Origin of the sequence: Nocardia sp. NPDC049190 (assembly GCF_040648115.1) — a bacterium.
GTDB lineage: Bacteria > Actinomycetota > Actinomycetes > Mycobacteriales > Mycobacteriaceae > Nocardia.
In genome coordinates, this window is sequence record NZ_JBEZDE010000015.1 from 1 (window position 1) to 18,262 (window position 18,262).

The 18,262-nt window shown below is 64.9% G+C and carries 12 protein-coding genes; 5 read left to right on the plus strand and 7 right to left on the minus strand.

All coding sequences use genetic code 11. The annotated features are described in order from the left end of the window. The 3 genes from AB0B25_RS15395 (at nucleotide 1) to AB0B25_RS15405 (ending at nucleotide 9,010) form a co-directional block, all read left to right on the plus strand. Nucleotides 1–6,999: an amino acid adenylation domain-containing protein gene (locus tag AB0B25_RS15395; RefSeq protein WP_357179027.1), complete on the plus strand. Its 6,999-nt coding sequence runs from the start codon at nucleotides 1–3 to the stop codon at nucleotides 6,997–6,999. A 423-nt stretch (nucleotides 7,000–7,422) separates the two neighbouring features. Then, nucleotides 7,423–8,358 (plus strand): NAD(P)H-binding protein, encoded by a 936-nt coding sequence (locus tag AB0B25_RS15400; RefSeq protein ID WP_357179030.1) that lies wholly within the window; start codon nucleotides 7,423–7,425, stop codon nucleotides 8,356–8,358. A 106-nt stretch (nucleotides 8,359–8,464) separates the two neighbouring features. Next, nucleotides 8,465–9,010 carry a GNAT family N-acetyltransferase gene (locus tag AB0B25_RS15405; RefSeq protein ID WP_357179033.1) on the plus strand — a complete coding sequence of 182 codons (546 nt, stop codon included), beginning with the start codon at nucleotides 8,465–8,467 and terminating at the stop codon, nucleotides 9,008–9,010. A gap of 47 nt (nucleotides 9,011–9,057) precedes the next feature. Here AB0B25_RS15405 and AB0B25_RS15410 read toward each other — a convergent pair whose 3' ends face one another. Then, entirely contained in the window at nucleotides 9,058–9,840 is a 783-nt protein-coding gene (locus AB0B25_RS15410; protein WP_357179036.1) for a hypothetical protein, read from the minus strand. Nucleotides 9,841–10,388: 548 nt separating this feature from the next. Here AB0B25_RS15410 and AB0B25_RS15415 point away from each other — a divergent pair. Together AB0B25_RS15415 and AB0B25_RS15420 are read left to right on the plus strand one after the other, a co-directional pair. Next, nucleotides 10,389–10,826: a DUF5994 family protein gene (locus AB0B25_RS15415; protein WP_357179039.1), complete on the plus strand. Its 438-nt coding sequence runs from the start codon at nucleotides 10,389–10,391 to the stop codon at nucleotides 10,824–10,826. After that, entirely contained in the window at nucleotides 10,826–11,254 is a 429-nt protein-coding gene (locus tag AB0B25_RS15420) for a DUF5994 family protein (protein WP_357179043.1), read from the plus strand. The genes AB0B25_RS15415 and AB0B25_RS15420 overlap by 1 nt, the downstream gene beginning before the upstream one ends. A 57-nt stretch (nucleotides 11,255–11,311) precedes the next feature. Here AB0B25_RS15420 and AB0B25_RS15425 read toward each other — a convergent pair whose 3' ends face one another. The 6 genes from AB0B25_RS15425 to AB0B25_RS15450 all read right to left on the minus strand — a co-directional run bounded on the left by AB0B25_RS15425 (nucleotide 11,312) and on the right by AB0B25_RS15450 (nucleotide 18,186). Beyond that, nucleotides 11,312–12,166 carry an SDR family NAD(P)-dependent oxidoreductase gene (locus AB0B25_RS15425; protein WP_357179045.1) on the minus strand — a complete coding sequence of 285 codons (855 nt, stop codon included), beginning with the start codon at nucleotides 12,164–12,166 and terminating at the stop codon, nucleotides 11,312–11,314. After that, a complete protein-coding gene (locus AB0B25_RS15430; protein WP_357179048.1) occupies nucleotides 12,163–12,318 on the minus strand; it encodes a hypothetical protein in 156 nt (51 codons plus the stop codon). The genes AB0B25_RS15425 and AB0B25_RS15430 overlap by 4 nt, the downstream gene beginning before the upstream one ends. Nucleotides 12,319–12,505: 187 nt before the next feature. Next, complete coding sequence (locus tag AB0B25_RS15435; RefSeq protein ID WP_357179051.1) at nucleotides 12,506–14,647, minus strand: hypothetical protein; 2,142 nt, start codon at nucleotides 14,645–14,647, stop codon at nucleotides 12,506–12,508. Nucleotides 14,648–15,203: 556 nt separating this feature from the next. Beyond that, nucleotides 15,204–16,820: an MDR family MFS transporter gene (locus AB0B25_RS15440; RefSeq protein WP_357179054.1), complete on the minus strand. Its 1,617-nt coding sequence runs from the start codon at nucleotides 16,818–16,820 to the stop codon at nucleotides 15,204–15,206. Further along, on the minus strand, nucleotides 16,817–17,458 hold the full coding sequence (locus tag AB0B25_RS15445; RefSeq protein WP_357179056.1) for a helix-turn-helix domain-containing protein: 642 nt from the start codon (nucleotides 17,456–17,458) through the stop codon (nucleotides 16,817–16,819). The genes AB0B25_RS15440 and AB0B25_RS15445 overlap by 4 nt, the downstream gene beginning before the upstream one ends. Before the next feature lie 182 nt (nucleotides 17,459–17,640). Continuing rightward, nucleotides 17,641–18,186, minus strand: a complete 546-nt coding sequence (locus AB0B25_RS15450; protein ID WP_357179059.1) for a helix-turn-helix domain-containing protein — start codon at nucleotides 18,184–18,186, stop codon at nucleotides 17,641–17,643. Between the last annotated feature and the right edge of the window lie 76 nt (nucleotides 18,187–18,262).

The window sequence follows — 18,262 nt, forward strand, 5'->3', positions numbered from 1 at the left end:
ATCGCCAAAACAGGCGCCGCATTCGTACCAATCGACCCCAACTATCCCACCGGCCGAATCGAACACATGCTCACCGACTCAGGAGCGGAGGTCGGAATCACTCTGTCGCAGTGGCGAGATCGACTACCGGGCTCGGTGCAGTGGCTGGTCCTCGACAAGCCGGAAGTCGAGGCAGAGGTAGCGACGTTGCCCCCCACGTCGGTGACCGACGCCGAGCGAACCCGGCCGGTGCGGGTCGACCATGCGGCCTATGTGATCTACACATCCGGCTCGACGGGTGTGCCGAAAGGTGTGGTGGTGTCACACCGAGGGTTGGCGAATCTGATGGCCGAACAATGCTCGCGCTTCGACGTCGAGCCAGGCGCACGGGTGTTGAATGCCGCATCTCCGAGTTTCGACGCGGCTGTCCTGGAGCATCTGTGGGCGCTCACTTCGGGTGGGCGGCTGGTGATCGCGCCGCCGACCATCTACGGCGGGGCCGAACTGGCGCAGATCTTGTTGCGGGAGAGAGTAACCCATGCCGCACTGACGCCTGCGGCGTTGGGGACGGTCGATCCGACCGGGCTCGACGACCTCAGGACCGTCGTGGTCGGTGGCGAGGCGCCCGCGCCGGAACTGGTATCGCGATGGGCGCCGGGCCGGAGATTGTTCAACACCTACGGTCCGGCAGAGGCCACGATCCAGACCGATGTCAGTGCGCCGATGGTGGCGGGGGAGGCGGTGACGATCGGCCGACCGATTCGCGGGGTCGGGCAGGTCGTGCTGGACGCGCGGCTGCAGCCGGTGCCGGTCGGAGTGGTGGGGGAGTTGTATCTGGCAGGTCCCGGTCTGGCTCGTGGTTACCGCAATCGGATGGGTTTGACAGCGTCGAGGTTCGTCGCCGACCCGTTCGCGGGTCCCGGACAACGCATGTATCGGAGCGGGGACTTGGTGCGCTGGCTGCGGCTACCCCACGGGGGATTGACGCTCGACTATGTCGGCCGGGCCGACTTCCAGGTCAAGGTTCGTGGTTTCCGCATCGAACTCGGCGAGATCGAATCGGCTCTGCTGGCCTGCGCAGGCGTCGCTCGTGCGGCGGCGACCGTTCGACGGGGCCGCACCACCAGCGACCGGTTGATCGGATATGTGGTGCCTGTGCCCGGCGCCGACCTCGACACGGCTGGTGTTCTCGCCGACGCCGCGGAGCGGTTGGCCCCGCATATGGTTCCCGCGACGGTGATGGTACTCGACACGTTGCCGATGACGGCGAATGGCAAACTCGACCGTGCCGCTCTGCCGGAGCCGGACTTCACCACGACCCGAACCGAATTCCGGGCACCGGTCGGCGACGTGGAGACCGAGCTCGCGAAACTGTTCGCGGAAGTGCTGGGACTCGACGAGGTCGGGGTGGAGGATTCGTTCTTCGCGCTCGGCGGTGACAGCATCATGTCGATCCAACTGGTGACCCGGGCCAGGGCGGCGGGGCTGGTGTTCTCCGCGCGCGAGGTGTTCGAACGTAGAACCGTCGCCGATCTCGCCCAGATCGCTGTCCGCGACAGCACCGCCGCTACACCCCTTCCGGAGGAACTGCCCGGCGGAGGCGTCGGGCCGATACCGATGACACCGATCGTGGCGTGGATGTTCGAACGCGGCGGCGGATTCGATCGGTTCTGCCAGTGGACCATGCTCACTTTGCCTGCCGACATCGATAGCACCGGAATCGCCGCCACTGTCCAAGCGGTGATCGACCATCACGACATGTTGCGGGCCCGGCTGGAGCAGGATCCGACACACACCTCCGGTTGGGCAGTGCAGGTGCAGCCGATCGCGGTATCCGCCGCCGCACTGATCCGTCACGTGTCGGTGGACGCGGCGCCCGGCACCGCGGCATTTGCCGAACTCGCCGCGGCCGAGGCGAACGCGGCAGCCGAACGCCTGGACCCCGCGACGGGAGTAATGCTGCAGCTGGTCTGGTTCGACTGGACCGGACAGCCGGGACGGCTACTCGTCGTCGCACACCATCTGGTCATCGACGGCGTGTCGTGGCGGATCCTCATTCCCGACCTCGCTATCGCGTGGGCCCAGATCAGTAGCGGCCAAACACCGCAACTCGCGCCGGTCGGTACCTCGATGCGACGCTGGGCGCATGGGCTGAACACCGCCGCCGAGAACGTCGATGAACTCGACTGGTGGCAATCTACGCTCGCCGCCGCCGATCCGCCGATCGGTGCACGCGATCTCGACCCCGCCGTGGACGTCCAGGCAACGGTCGCGACTGTCGAGGTGGCGCTACCGACCGCGGTGACCCGCGCTGTACTCACTACCTTGCCGGCGGCCTTCCACGGCAACGTGGATGACGCCCTGATCGCGGGACTCGCGCTGGCGCTGACTCGCTGGCGTCAACGGCACGGATGTGCGGTCACCGACACACTGCTCACTTTCGAAAGCCACGGCCGCCACGACACGGTACTGCCCGGCGCCGACCTCACTCGCACCGTCGGATGGTTCACCACCACCTACCCGGTGCGGCTCGACCTTTCCGATATCGATGTCGACGACGCGTTCGCGGCCGGGTCCGCCGCCGGAGCGGTCGTCAAATCGGTCAAGGAACAACTCCGACAGGTCCCCGGCCACGGGGTCGGCTATGGGCTGCTGCGCTACCTCAACGCCGATACCGCCCGTGTCTTGGGTGCGCTGCCCACCCCTCAGGTGAGCTTCAACTATCTCGGTCGATTCGACACCATTCCGGCAAACGTGCGCGATAGCGGGTGGATGCCCGCAGGCGACGACACCGATGGCGGCGGCGTCCAGAATCCCGACGCCGCCCTAGCAGCCGTACTGGGCGTCAACGCGGTCACCATGGAAACATCGGACGGGCCTGTCCTTACCGCCACCTGGGACTATCCCAGCGAGTTGCTCACCTCTGCCGAGGTCACCGACCTGGCGGGACTGTGGCTGGACGCGGTGACCGCGCTGGCCGACCACGCGTCCGAGCCCGGCATCGGCGGGCTGACTCCGTCCGACGTCAACCTTGTCGACCTCGACCAGGACGCGATCGATCAACTCGAGGCCCGGCACCCGACCCTGGACGACATCTGGCCCCTCACGCCGCTGCAGACGGGATTGCTGTTCCATGCCCAGCTCGCCGACGAGTCCCTCGACGCCTACATCGTGCAACTCTGTGCGGAACTCGGCGGGCACGTCGACGCAGACCGGCTGCGCCGCGCCGCGCAGACTATGCTCGGCCGGCATCCGAACCTGCGGACCGCGTTCGTTCGCGACAACGCCGGCAGACCGGTCCAGGTGGTGCATCAGCAGGTCGACGTTCCGTTCACCCAGATCGACGTCACCGAGCACGACGACACGACGGCCATGGTCGAACAACTCATGGACACCGACCGCCGCATCCGCTTCGATGTGACCGCCGCACCACTGCTTCGACTGACACTGATCAGCACCGGACCCCAGCAGTACCGGCTGCTGTTGAGCATGCATCACATCCTGATCGACGGCTGGTCCACACCACTGCTCGTCCGGGAACTACTGACCCTTTACGCCAGCGACAGCGACCCCGCGGCGCTGACCCGAGTGCGCCCCTATCGTGACTATCTGATGTGGCTGAATGCCCAGGACCAGGACGCGGCCGAAATCGCCTGGGCGCGAGCACTCGAGGGCGTCGACGAGCCGACGCTGTTGGCACCCGCGGATCGCGGCCGCCAACACCGCACGGCCGCGCGTGAGGTACAGGTGCCGCTCAGCGAACACCACACCGCGGCACTGGTCACGGTGGCGCATCAGCAAGAGATCACCCTCAACACCCTCATCCAAGCCGTGTGGGCGATTGTGCTGGCCACCGAAACCGCGCGCGACGACGTGGTCTTCGGTACCACGGTCTCGGGACGCCCGCCGCAGATCCCCGGGATCGAATCGATGATCGGGCTGTTCGTCAACACCGTTCCTGTGCGGGTCCGGCTCGATCACCGCGAAAGCCTCGCCCAACTACTACAGCGCATCCAAGCCGACCAGGCCGCGCTGCTCGATCACCATCACCTCGGACTCACCCAGATCCAGCGCGTGGCTGGTCCCGGCGCGATGTTCGACACCATGACGGTCTTCGAGTCCTACCCGGTCGACCGGGCCGGGCTGTCCAAGGACACCGACATCGCCGGAATGCACGTTCTCGATGTACACGGACGGGACGCCGCGCACTACCCGCTCGGCCTGATCATCGAGCACGACACCCAGCTACGCCTGACCTTCAAATACCTGCCCGAACTATTCGCGCAACACCGAATCGACGCTATCGCCGACCGAGTGGCTCGAGTACTCGACAGCATCACCACCGACATCGACCTTCCGCTCGCCCGACTGCAACTGCTGTCGTCGGTCGAACGAGCAACGCTGGTGCCCGTTCGCGGCGGGCCGGGCGAGGTGGCGTCGGTGTTGCCGCACATGTTGACAACCGCGACGATGCCGGACACCGAAGCAGTGGTGTGTAACGGCGAACGACTGTCCTACCGCGAACTCGATGAAATCTCGAACCGGTGGGCACGGGTGTTGATCGACGCCGGGATAGGGCCGGAACACTTGGTAGCCGTTGCGTTACCACGCTCTGTCGACGCCGTGATCGCGGTGTGGGCTGTCGCCAAAGCCGGCGGTGCCTTCGTGCAGGTTGATCCCACTCACCCCCACGACCGGATCACAAGCATCCTCACCGATTCCGGTGCGTCGGTCGGGCTGACACACCAGACCTATCGAAACCGATTACCGGACGCGATCAGTTGGACGGACCTCAACAGCCTGTCCTTCACCGCGACGTCGGCGACAGCAGACCCCGCGGCGATCACCGACTCCGAGCGCATGGTCCCACTCGAGCCACAACACCCGGCCTACTTGATCTACACCTCGGGCTCCACCGGGACCCCTAAAGGGGTCATGGTCACCCACGCCGGGCTGGCGAACCTCGCCGCCGAAACACGGGAACGGTTCGGCCTGACTTCGACTTCTCGAATGCTGGCCGCCGCGTCGCCGAGCTTCGATGTCTCGATCCTCGAATTGATCAGCGCGATCGCCACGGGAGCCACTCTGGTCCTCGCCCCCGCATCGGTAATCGGCGGCGCCGAACTCGCCCAGTTGATCAACGCCGAACATGTCAGCCATGCCGCACTCACGCCATCGGTGCTGGCTTCGATGCGCCCCGACGAAGTCGACACCCTCGACACCCTGATACTCGGTGGCGAAATATGCCCGCCGGAGCTGGCACATCGATGGACCCCGGGCCGCACGGTCATCAACACCTACGGGGCTTCCGAAACCACGATCATGAGTTGTGCCAACGTTCCGTTGCGAACGACCACGGACAATCCGATGCCGATCGGCGGTCCGTTACGCGGATTCACTGTCGTAGTACTCGACCACGGGCTACGCCCGGTCCCGCCAGGAGTCGCCGGCGAACTGTACGTGTCCGGACCAGGCTTGGCCCGCTGCTATCACAAGCAACCGGCAACAACGGCGGCCCACTTCGTCCCCGATCCCTACGGGTCTGCCGGAACACTCATGTACCGCACCGGCGATCTGGTCACCTGGGTCGCCGACCGAACACTGCGATACAACGGCCGCAGCGATCAACAAATAAAAATCCACGGTCAACGCATCGAACCCGGCGAAATCGAGAGCACGCTACGCAGTCACCCCGACATCGCCGATGCTGCTGTCACAGTCCACACCCCACCCAACGGCGCCGACCAACTCGTCGGCTACGTCGTATCCGTGCCGGACAGTTCACCCGACACCAGCGCACTGACCACCTACCTCGCGACCCGGCTACCCGCCCATATGATCCCCACCACCATCCTCACCCTGGACCGCATACCTCTCACCCCCACCGGCAAGATCGACCGCAACGCCCTGCCCGTCCCCAACCGGCGACGCTCCCCGTTCCGGGCGCCGTCCACTCCACTCGAGGCCACCGTCTGCGCAGCCTTCACCCGGACCCTCGATATCGAACGCGTCGGCGTCGACGACGAGTTCTTCTCCCTCGGCGGCAACTCGCTGGCCGCCGCGCAACTCGTGGCGCGGTTGCAGGAGTCGACCGGTGCCAGCGTGCCGGTGCAATGGATCTTCACCGGCCCGACACCGCAAGCACTGGCTCGACGGATCGACACCCGTCTGCGTGGTCTCGACCAACAGGACGCTGACGACGCACTGTCGGTTCTGCTTCCGCTGCGCGCCACCGGGTCCGGGCAACCGCTGTTCTGCGTCCACCCCGCCATTGGATTGGCGTGGGGTTTCGGCGGTCTGCTGCCGCACCTCGAGCCCGACCGCCCGGTATACGGGCTGCAATCCCCTGGCATGACCGAACCCACCGCGCGGTTCGACACGCTCGACCAACTTGCCGACCGCTATGTTCAGGAGATCCGGTCCGTCCAGCCACACGGCCCGTACCACTTGCTCGGTTACTCGCTCGGCGGCACCATCGCTCACGCGATCGCCGTCCGCCTTCGCCGCGACGGCGACTCCGTCGCGACTCTGGCCATGATGGACACCCGTGTCGTGACTACCAGCGTGCGTGCTCCCACACCGAGCATCGGCCAGATGCTCGCCGAATTCGGCGGCCTCGCAATGCCACAGGACCCTGCCGATCTCCCCGTGGAGGACGCGGCCGACCTGCTCCGTCGGGAGGGCGGACTCTTCACCGCGGTGACCGCTGAGCATCTCGAGATCCTGCACCGTGACTACACCCGACTGGTCGAACTCACCCTGCACCACCGGCTCGGACTCTTCGACGGTGACCTCATCTACTTCAGCGCGGACGCCGGCCGCACCGGGAACGGGCCCTCCCCAGCTCGCGCCTGGAACGACTACATCACCGGCCGTATCACCGATCACCACATACCTGGTCGGCACGAACGGATGACCGACCCCGACGCACTCCATGCCATCGGACTTGTTCTTACTGCTCACTTCCGCCGCACGCATCCCACGGCGCCGGAGACCCCCACGCAGTCGGGGACAACCTGATCACGACGGTGGCCCGCGCTACCGGTCTACCAACCCGATAGCCCGGCCGTCCTCTCGCCGGACCCGCGTTTTCACAGTGCGGCCAGGAGTCCGACCAGGCCCGCTATCGGCGATATCCGATGGCGGGGATCGCCGGGCATCACGCCACGTAGTCCTGAATGCCTGCACGCGTGTAAACTCTCAATTCGCAGACTTGATCATTCTGCGATCGAACAATCTTTCTGCGATCGAGCAATCATCTTTCTGCGATCGAACAACTGCCGCAGTATTGCTTTTCATGACAGCTCCACCATATGGCACGCGGTACGGGAACCACACAGCCCGATAACTCGGGCCATGGATTGCCTACGTGTCGAATCATCCGACCTGAGCAGCACAACCAGGAGCAACCCGAAACCATTTCGCGGCAAGGAGAATTCGGGCATGAGTGATCCAGCGCCGTATCTTGTCACTGGTGTGGGCGGCGGCGCCAGCAGCGTCAGCCGGTTGGTGGCCGAATTGCTGCTCACCGGCGGCGAGCCGGTGCGTGCGATGGTGCATCATGACGACGGCCGGGCCGATGCGCTACGAGAACTCGGGGCCGAGATCGTAGTCGGCGATCTCACCGTGCCGGCCGATGTCGCCGCGGCTTTTCGTGACGTGCACCGCGCATTCTTCAACATGGCTGTGTCGGCCGACTATCTGGAGGCCGCGGCGGTGGTGTGCACGATCGCCGATGAGCGCGGCGATCTCGAAGCGCTGGTGAATATGTCGCAGATGACGGTCTCGCAGATGACGTCGACGAGCACCGACGAATCGCAGCATCAGCGGCTGCACTGGCTGGCCGAGCACATCATGAATTGGTCGGGCGTCCCCGTCGTTCACGTCAGACCCACCGTTTTCCTGGACAATCCGCTGTTCACCATCGTCGCCAGTCGATCGGTCGCTGAACAAGGAGTTCTGTCGTTGCCGTTCGGCACCGGCCGGACCTCACCGATCGCCGCCACTGATGTAGCACGTGTGGTCGCTGCTGTTCTCCGCGATCCGACCGAGCGCGTCGGTCACGTGTACGAGTTGACCGGGCCTGCCGTTCTGGACATTGAAGGTTTGGCCGAGCAATACACCCGGGCGCTGGGACACCCGGTGTCGGGTATCGATATGCCCTACGACGCCTTTACACAGCAGATAGGCGCGGTGCCGGGCATTTCCCCGCACACTGTGCAACACCTGCTCACCATGGCGAAGTTGCACCGCAACGACCGCTACAACCGGCTCACCAGTGACGTCGAGAAACTCACCGGTCAGCCTCCGCGATCGGTCGAGCAGTATGTCGCCGGTCACCGCCAACTGTTCAGCCGGCCCACCCCCACGTCCGGATAAGCGCGATGGATGCTGGTGTGGTTCACTCACGACCGACGCGCACGGAATGGACTCGTCGGATTGTTTTCGACGACGCATCCATTCGACCGGTGCAGAGGATCGGGTCATGACGACGACCGTGCTGACCACCGACAGATTGACCATCCGGGGTTGGACGGCCGAGGATGCCGCATCGGCTTTCGCGATCTACGGTTCCCCTGAGGTTGCCCGATGGCTGACCCCCGTGATGGAGCAGGTGAGCACCATCGAAGCGATGCGTACGACGCTGCAGGCTTGGCAACAGGCCCAGCCGGACCTCATGCCGCCGCAGGGCCGGTGGGCCGTAGAGCGCACCGACGATCGAGCGGTCATCGGTGGTGTGAGTATCCGTTTGTTGCCACCCGCGGATGACCTCGAACTCAGCTGGCACCTCAACCCTGGTGCGTGGGCACGTGGCTATGCCACCGAGGCGGCACGGGCCCTGATCGCCTGGGCATTGGCCCAGGATGTCGACGAACTGTTCGCGGTTGCGCGGCCGAACAACGTGCGCGCCATCGGCACAGCGCAACGTCTCGGCATGCAGTGGGTCGGCGAGACCACCAAGTACTACGGGCTGAGGCTGCAGGTCTACCGTATCCGGACCGGCGACCTCTCCGAATCCATACCGAGCTGAGGACAATTCCCAGCCGACCCTAGGCCAGGGTCCTCGCGCGGCAGACCTCAGTCGGTGCCCGATCGCGCGGCGGGCGGAATCGCCCAGCGTCGGAACATGTCAGGCGTGCGCGAGCCTCCCGGCCCGGTGCGGCGTCCATACAGGAGTTGGGCGACCGCGGCCACCGCCGATGCCAGCGATGTCGTGCCTGCTATGACACCCGATGTCGTGAGGCTCGGGCTCGAGTAAGACATGCTGCGCAGCCCTGGAACTGGGTACTGACCGTTGCCTGCGGCGGTACGGATGAGCAGGCCGATCTGGGTGCCCATGTCCCGCGGTGATCCGGCGCCGACCATCGCCCGTAGGTCGCTCCCTTTGCCGTTGAAATAGATCAGGGCGACGACGACGAAAACCGATACGGCGACCGTGGAACCCGCCGTCAGCCTGGACAGCGTCTCGACGCGGACCCGGAGATTCAGCACCACCGTGGCCACGGTGATGAAGACGGCGACCCCGGCGAGGATGCCCCACAATCCATCGACCTTCGCGCTGGGCGGTGGCGACCCCGACCACAGGCCCGCCATGGTCGTGGTGATGGTGACGCGGCCGAAGGCATTGGTGCTGATCTTGCCGTCGGGACCGGTAGCCGCAAGCCACGGCTGGAACAACAGCACGAACGTGATAGCGCTGCCCACCGCGGCAGCCAGATACCCCCAGTCGTCCCGCCCTGCGGCCCGGAACACCCGGATGTCGATACGCCGTAGGGGAGAGGCGCTTTCGGGGCGGCCGGCGTTCTTGATCAGCGGTGGGCGTGACGTCGCGGTCAATTGCCAGGGAGTCGGCTGCACCATGGACTGGAACTCTAAGTGGCAATCGACAGCATGCGACACTGGTTATCCACTGGCATCCGTCAATTCCCTTGACGCAGCGATACCTCTGATACAGCTCAACCACGAATTTCGGTGCGAGTACTGCATCATGCATGAGTCGGTAAGGCGATTCAGATCATCGTGGAGCAAATGCCAGGAGACGCGCGACTTCAGCGCACTGGGTGCCGATTGTTGCGGCATCCCGCACAGGTACGGAAGCATCTCGGCACAGGCCGTCTCGACACGGCCCCGGAAGCGTGAAGCTGCCAGGAAGTGCGAATGTAACCTCGGCGGCAGCTCTCAGCAATCCGCCACGTCGACGGAGGCGGCCGCACTCCGCGCGCTGTCGCGCACTGGTGCGTGCCGTCCAGGCGATGAAATGGTCTGCTGCCGCTTGCGCCGCCGCGCGCGGTGCGCACCGGCGTGTAGGCTCGAAGTATTCGGCGGCATCACGTGCTCTGACCAGTAGAGGTCGCGCCGTCCCCGGATTCGATATCCGGCCTTCCCAGAGGCCGTGGCAGGAGCGTCCGATGACGCCACAATCGGTGAACGTGCCTTCGGCACCGTTTGACCGCACCCCCACTGACACCCCACGATTACGTCTGCGCCCGGACTCCGACGCCAGCGGTTACATCGATGCGACCTGGTGGCCACGATCGAGCAACCTCACGATCGAGCTCCCCGAACTGATCACCGCGCTCCATCCACGTACAGGCCCGATATGGCGCATCGTGTACGACCCGCGCGCCTGGTCACCGACCGATCGCCACCACCTCGTGACCGACCCTGCCATACGACTGGACCGGTATCCGTTCGAGCTATTCGGCACCATGTACATCTGCGGGACCCACGGCACCGTGATCGTGGCACAAGCCATCCCCTCCGGCACCGACCCGGCCCTGGCACAGTCCGCGCTCGCGGCGGCCGGCCAACCCGCCCGGGCCGACCCAGCCCAGGAGGAACGGTGATGAACCCGGAACCCCGATCACGCCCCATCACCAATCACGCCGCTATGGGCAACACGCCACTGTCCGCTCGCAACCGGCAGCCCTTCCCCACCCCGACCCGCACTCCCCGCCTGCTGCTGCGCCGCCGCGACACCGGACCGGCACCGGTCGATGGCACTTGGTGGCCGTGGACACCGAACCTCACCATCGAACTGCACGACCTGATCAGCGCGCTCACCCCACGGCTGGGCACCCTCGCCCGGATCGGATTCGCCTGGAACACCATCAGCCTCGAACAACGCCGCATCGAAGACGACGACGGCGTGCACACCCACGGCCCCCAGCCCGACCAGCCACGCGATGTCATGCGACTGTTCGGCACCAACGGCGCCAGCCTGACTCTGTTGATCGTCGCATCCGACACCGACCTGCACCTGGCGGGCGAGTGAATGCGGCGAACAGTCGCAAGGTGAGCATGTCACCAGAACGCATTCAGTCCGGAACGTTCAGTGTTCGTCCGGGGACGAGATTTCGCGGGCACGGACCTGGACCAGGACGTTACGTAGTTTTCCTGCGCGGGCAAGAATCATGTCACCGAGCGGACCGACCATGCCACGCAGCCAGTCCAGGGGGCGCCACAGAGCTGGGGCCACGACTCGGGTGCGTTTGCGTGCTACCGCCCTCAGGATTTCCTTCGCCGCCCGGTCAGGGCTGATCCGCCGGGTGAGCATGCGCGGGAACAGCTCTTCGGTCTTCTCGAACAGCGGATCGGCTTCCTTGGTGTTGTTCACCAGGTCGGTATCGACGAAGCCGAAATACGCTGTGGTGATACCGATACCGGCCACCGACAACTCGACGCGCAGCGTGCGCGCGAGCGCTTCGACACCGGCTTTGCTCACCGCGTAGGGCGCGCCGAGCACACCGTTGACAAACGAGTACACCGACGCGACCATGACCAGTCGGCCGCGGCTTACGCCCAGGTGCGGCAAACCGGCCTGGACCGTGTTCCACACTCCGCGCAGGTTCACGCCGATCACGCGGTCGAACTCGGCCAGGCTCGTGCCCTCGACGGTCGCCATCTTCGGCGCCACGCCAGCATTGGCGACAAGCACGTCGACGCCACCGAGCTCGGCCGCGGCCGCAGCGATCGCAGCGGTCAGCCCTTCGGGATCGGTGACATCGGCGACGAAAGCCGAAGCTGACGCACCGAGTTCCGGTACCACGTGCCCCAACTCGATTTCATCGCGGTCGAGTAGTGCCACTCGGGCCCCCCGCGCGATCGCTGCGCGCGCGGTGGCCAGACCGATGCCGCGCGCCGCGCCGGTGATCACCACTCGCGCACCCTCGAGATCGGTGCTCACGCCACCACCTGCCCGCGGTCGGCGCAATCGACGGACTCGCCATCGCGCATACCGGTCGGCTGGTTCCTCGATCGGGCGGCAATCACCATTCCGTTCGCGGTGGAGTACCGGCCAGGGGAGTCGGTGGTGATTCCCGTACCGTCAAGACGCACGTGCAGCTCCTTGTCGAAGAGTTCTCTCGATGTTGCGGCGCGGTGAACATCAGCCGCCGGTTCGGCGGTGCGCTCGAGCACGATCCACCTGGATGCGGCTCGCCTTCAAAAGGTAGACGATCCTATTGGCGCACGGCCAGTCATTCGCGCGCGCAACGACCACGTCCCTGGTGCCGCAAACGGCCAGTCACCGAATAGCGGGGGAGAGGACAATGTTGGCGGGCGTTCTCTTGGCGCCGGCGGCCCAGCGGTCGGTGTCGATCGCGGCGCTCAGTTGCGCTTGGACGACACGCAGGTGGGCCCGGTCGGACGGATCGGCGACGAATCTGTCGACAGCGGTAGCGGTTCGCTGCGCGTGTTCGGTGCCGATCCGTCGCATCATGAGCAGCGCGCCCTCCCGGCTATATGGAGCCGTTTCCTCCCCATCCGCGACCTTCTGCAGAGCGTTCAGCTTCGCCTTTGTCGGGGCGGTCATATAGTCGTGCACATATCCCAGCGGGGTGTCGATATCAGTGATGCTGCCGTGGAGGGTGACCGCATTGGGCATCTGGGTCCGGTAGACGAGTGCCGCACGTTCGATCTCGGCGATGGCGGCGGGGGTATGCGTCGCGTTGACATACGCGGCAGCGGCGACGACCCCGGACAGGTTCTTGTCGGCCAGCGAATCGGCCGCACTGTATCGCATGACTTGGCTGCGGGCCTGGACCGCTCGGTGCACCAGATCGTCGTCGGTGAAACCCGCGCCGCGTAAGGCGGAACTCAGCTGGGACAGGCTCGCGCCGCGTTGTGTCATCGCCTCCTCGATAGCCGCCGCGGCACCACGAGCGGTATCGATGCCGCCACGCCCAGCGTGTTCGGCCGCGGTGACGCCGACACGGGCAGCGTGCACAAGGCTTTGCTTGTCTCGGAAATTGTGTGTGAACAACCCATCTCGTCCATAGATCGTGGACGAGCCGATCGGGGTGGCTTGAGCTTGCCACAGTTCCCGTTGCGCCCTGTTCTTCATCCTCGAATAGGGGTCGAGTGGGTGTTCCCGCATGAACATCCACGAGGACAGCGGGCTGGTGTTGACGGCGTTGAGTGCGTACACCGCGCCGAGGAGCCCGGCATGCGCGCCGTGCGGGCCGGACATGGCATGTTGCGCACCGGCGTAGCCCATGCCGAGGGCGTGACCGGCCGAGCCCTCCCGGGTCGAGGTCGCAGCACCCTGGATGGCAACGGCGAACCGGTTGGTGATCCAATCGGCGCCGTTGGTAAGACTGCCGTTGAGCCGCCGGAGTTGGACGATGGCGACGACCTCCACGATGGCGCCCAGCACGAGCACGACCATGACCTGGTCGCGGGCCTGTGCGAACAAATTGCCCAGGAACAGAGTGTAAACGGCCAGGAAGAGGGTGAATATCGTCATGCGTGCCGCCGCGACGAAGCTGTCGACGAGATTGCGGACCAGGAAGGTCTGCGTGGGCCCGTACACGAATCCGCCTGCGGCCACACCGAATATCGCCATGAAGGCGTGATACATCGCATCCAGCGCTGCCCAGATGACCTTCAACCCCAGATAGGATCCGAAGCACAGCACGATAGTCCCGCAGACCAGCAGCACCAGCCCGGAACCGATCTGCCCCATCCCGGGATGGTCCGCCTCGACATAGGCTGCCGAGTCACCACATGTCCGCATGCCGTTCAGCACTCGGGTGTCGTCGCCGGCGCGCACTCCGGCCGACCACGCGGCCCGGCAGTTGGGCGAGCGGTCGACCACATGTCCGAAGTTCCATACTTGCACTGGGTGGCGTGCGAAGTTGTCGGCCATATCGGCCTGCATGGAGGCCACCAACTGATCGGGATCTGGACGTACGTGACCATGCAATCCAGCAGCTACCGAGATGCCCAGATCGCGGCCCGTGGCCAGCAGGCCATTCGACGACATGACTTCCGCCAGTGGCTCCGCCAGCACGATCGGGCCGAGCAGCCCCACACCCACCATCGTCACGACCTGCATCGCCGCCTTGGCGTGATAGCCGCGCATCACGAACCACGCCACGAAGAACGCGCCGATCGATGCCGCCACCATCAGGAGAACGGGGGTGGCGATCTGTCCGGTGAGGGCATCCGCGACACCTTGCAACGCGTTGCCGAACGGGTCCAGCCACCGGAAGCTCATCGCAAAACCGATCACCCACACCGCCGAGGTCACCAAGACCATGTACCCGATGAATTCGAGGCCGAGAACCATCGCCACCGCTGTCTCCAACGGATTCAGCAGACTGCCGTGGCCGGTGGCGAGCAGGTAATCGGTCAACGGCACTCCAGCGGAGTCCCGGATCTCCATCCAGCTCAGCGCAGAGATCCTCGTCCCACCCGCTCTGACCGTATCGCTTTGCGCTGTCGCTACCGCACCGATGCAGCCTGGAAAAATGATGAGAGCGGAGACCAGGGCCAGGAACCACACCACACGGCGACGACCGCGAGTCGCAGTGACTCCAGTGTGCAGACGCCGCAAGATCTCACGCGGTTGCCACCGAGCAGGATCCTGGAACGCACGTTCCCACACCACGCCATTGCCTCCGTTGATTGCCGACCGATGCGCCGAATCGCGCCGTCAGCGCGACTGCGTCGGCCCCCTGCACGGTCGCATCGAGGCATCCGGTGTACGCACGTCGCCGGCCGAGTCGTTACCGCGCATAGGACGCCAACTCCTATCCGACTATGGTCAGGCTATCCTAATATTCTCCAAAGGATGGCCACTGCAGGGCGTGAGCAACACCATGCCCACACACGGCATGCGCCCCTCGACGCGGCAGCCGTAAAGTCGACGTGCGAGTCATCGCACAACCGTGGGCCGGGCGATTATTCGCCCGGCCGACTTCACATTCGGCGCCTACACCTCAATGCTCGGCTAGCAGCTCCGGTTCCGGATCGACATCCGAGTGCGGGATGTTCTCCGCCATCACCGCTTCGCCCCGGGCAACCATGCCCGCCTCGTCGGCGAGCTTCATGTGCGGAATGAACAACGCGAGTACGAATGCGATCACGACGCCCGGAATCAGATACCAGAAGCCTGGGACCAGTGCGTCGACATACGATCCAACAATCGCGTCGTGCAGGGTGTCGGGCAGATTCTTCACCGCCGACGGCACCAGCGCACTCGGGTCGAGTCTCGCCTGGATCGCCTCCCGACCGTGCGTCTGGAACACCGTGCGGAGACCTTCGGTCAACCTGTCGGTGAAAATCGAACCGAAGATAGCGACACCGAGCGCGCCACCCATCTCACGAAAGTAGTTGTTGGCACTGGTGGCGGTGCCGATCTGGTCGGGCGACACCGCATTCTGCACGACGAGCACGATGATCTGCATCATCAGACCGAGACCCGCGCCCATCACGAACAGCATCGCCGAAACCACCCACATCGGGGTATCGGCGCCCAGCCGCGTCAGCCACAGCATGTCCGCGAACATCAGCGCCGCACCGAGCGGCGGATAGACCTTGTAGCGACCTGTCTTGGTGATCATCGTCATCGAAGCGATCAGGGTGATCATCAGACCGACCATCATCGGTATCAGCAAGAGACCGGAGACCGAGGCCGATGCACCGGTCGCCATTTGGAGGTACGTCGGAATAAAGGCGAGCGCGGCGAACATCACGAGGCCGACCAGGAAGCCGATCGCCGAGGTCAGGACGAAAGTCCGATTGCGGAACAACCACAGCGGCAGCATCGGCTCTTCGACCCGGGCTTGCACCATGACGAAGGCGGCCACGATCACCACGAGCGCGGCGATCATCGTCACGATGACCATCGAACCCCAGGCGTACTGCTTGCCGCCCCAGTCGGTGATCAGGATCAGCAGTGTGGTCGCGGCCGACATGAGCACGACCCCGAAGTAATCGGGCCGGGTCTTGGGGCGGTGGCTCGGAATGCTGAGGTAGCGGAAGGCGACGACCAAGGCGGCGATACCGACCGGCACGTTGATCCAGAAGCACCAGCGCCAGCCGAGGTGGTCGGCGAAGAAGCCCCCGAGCAGCGGACCCGCGACCGACGTGATGCCGAAGACAGCGCCCATCGGCGCCATGTACTTGCCACGATCCTTCGCGGGTACCACATCCGCAATGATGGCCTGCGCCAGGATCATCAGACCGCCGCCACCCACCCCCTGCAAGCCCCGGAAGGTGATGAACTCCCAGAAACCCGTAGACGCGGCGGCACCGACGGATGCGACGGTGAAGATGGTGATCGCGAACAAGAACGGCCAGCGCCTGCCGAACAGGTCGCCGAATTTTCCATAGATCGGCATCATGATGGTGGTCGCCAGCAGGTAAGACGTCGCGGTCCAGGCCATATGGGAGATGCCACCCAGATCGCCGACGATGGTCGGCATGGCGGTGCCCACAATGGTCTGATCGAGGCTGGCCAGAAACATGCCGGCGATCAGCGCAGTGAAGATGAGACCGATCCGTCGCTGAGTCAGGACAATCGGCGTGGGCGGCGATTCAGCCGTCGCGGTCATTCGGTACGTCTCCTTTTCGTGCCTGTCGGCTGCTCGAACAGCCGGGCGGCCATTGCACAGTGCTCCCGCATCGCCACAGCCAGCGATGCGGTCGGATCACCAGCCGAGGACATCGCCGCCCTCGTGGTGATGGTTGTCATGACTCCCGCCGCGAGTGAGACGAATTCGGGCGAAACCTCGCTACCCAGCCGCGCCGCAAGGAGATCGCCCAGGGTGGCCTCCAATCGGACGCCGGAGGCTACGAAGGCGGCGAGCACGCGCGGTTCGGTCTTGATTATCTCCATGACCAGCGAAATACCTTCGCGTACTTCACCTTCCGGCTCGTATCCTATGGCGAACAGCCAGGTGAGGTCCTCGATGAGCACACCGGTGGGCCCGCCTGCGATGAATCGCTCCCGCAACTCCGGTGTACCGATCTCGCCGACCGGGCCGACCACCGCATCCATCTTGGTCTCGTAGTAGTTGAAAAACGTGCGCTGCGAGACGCCGACGGCTCGTGCGATGTCCTCGACGGTCGTGGCATCGAGCCCGCGCTCGACCGTGAGCCGCCGCGCTGCCATGCAGAGGTCGAGTTGGGTCCGCAGCTTCTTCTGTTCGCGCAACCCGATTGTGGGCTCGGCATGCTTGGACCGGGACATGACGAGAATTTAGCACAAACTGTAAATTTTCATGAACTGCAAGTTATGGATTCGGTGGCGCGGAGGACCACCGCGCGTGCAAGCGCTCGCCACAACCTGTCGGATCCGACCGCCCGGCCGCCGGATCTCGCCGCGGCGACGCGAAATCCGCATCCACTAACCCATCTCAGTTGCCGACGCGTTCAGCGTTCGGGCATACGTTCGGACTGTGCGCGTGTATCGAGTGGCTGCAAGAGGCGATGCGGATAGCGCAGCGCCCGGGAGACGGGATCATCACGAACACCGAAGTCCGCGCCCGGGCCGGGATGAATTTCGAGCTCCTCCGGGCCAGGGGCATACCGGCAGGTCGCGCAGTGCCCTACCGCGTCGACCTTGCTGCCACAATCCACGTGCAGGAAGATCCGGCGCGGTGAACCTTGCCCGGTCTGCTGTTCGCCCCACTGGGACAGCGTGTAGAGCGCAGGCCAGAGCATGCGCGCCGAATCGGTCAGCAAGTATTCGTCCCGGCCTCCGCACGGCACCTTGGTGAGCAGGCCCGCTCGAACCAAGGACGAAAGTCGTTGCGTGAGAACAGCCTTCGAGATATCCAGATGGCCGGCGAAGTCGGTGAACCGGCGTACGCCATAGAACGCGTCGCGCAGGATCAAGAGTGTCCAACGCTCACCGACCAACTCGAGCGCGCGCGCCAGCGGGCAGTCCTGCTTCGCATAGTCCACTCCGAGGCTCATGCGCATCAGCATACACATTTAGTCTGTTGACCGAACCTAATGGCTGCTCTATCGTAACGGTTCGATCACCAGACCA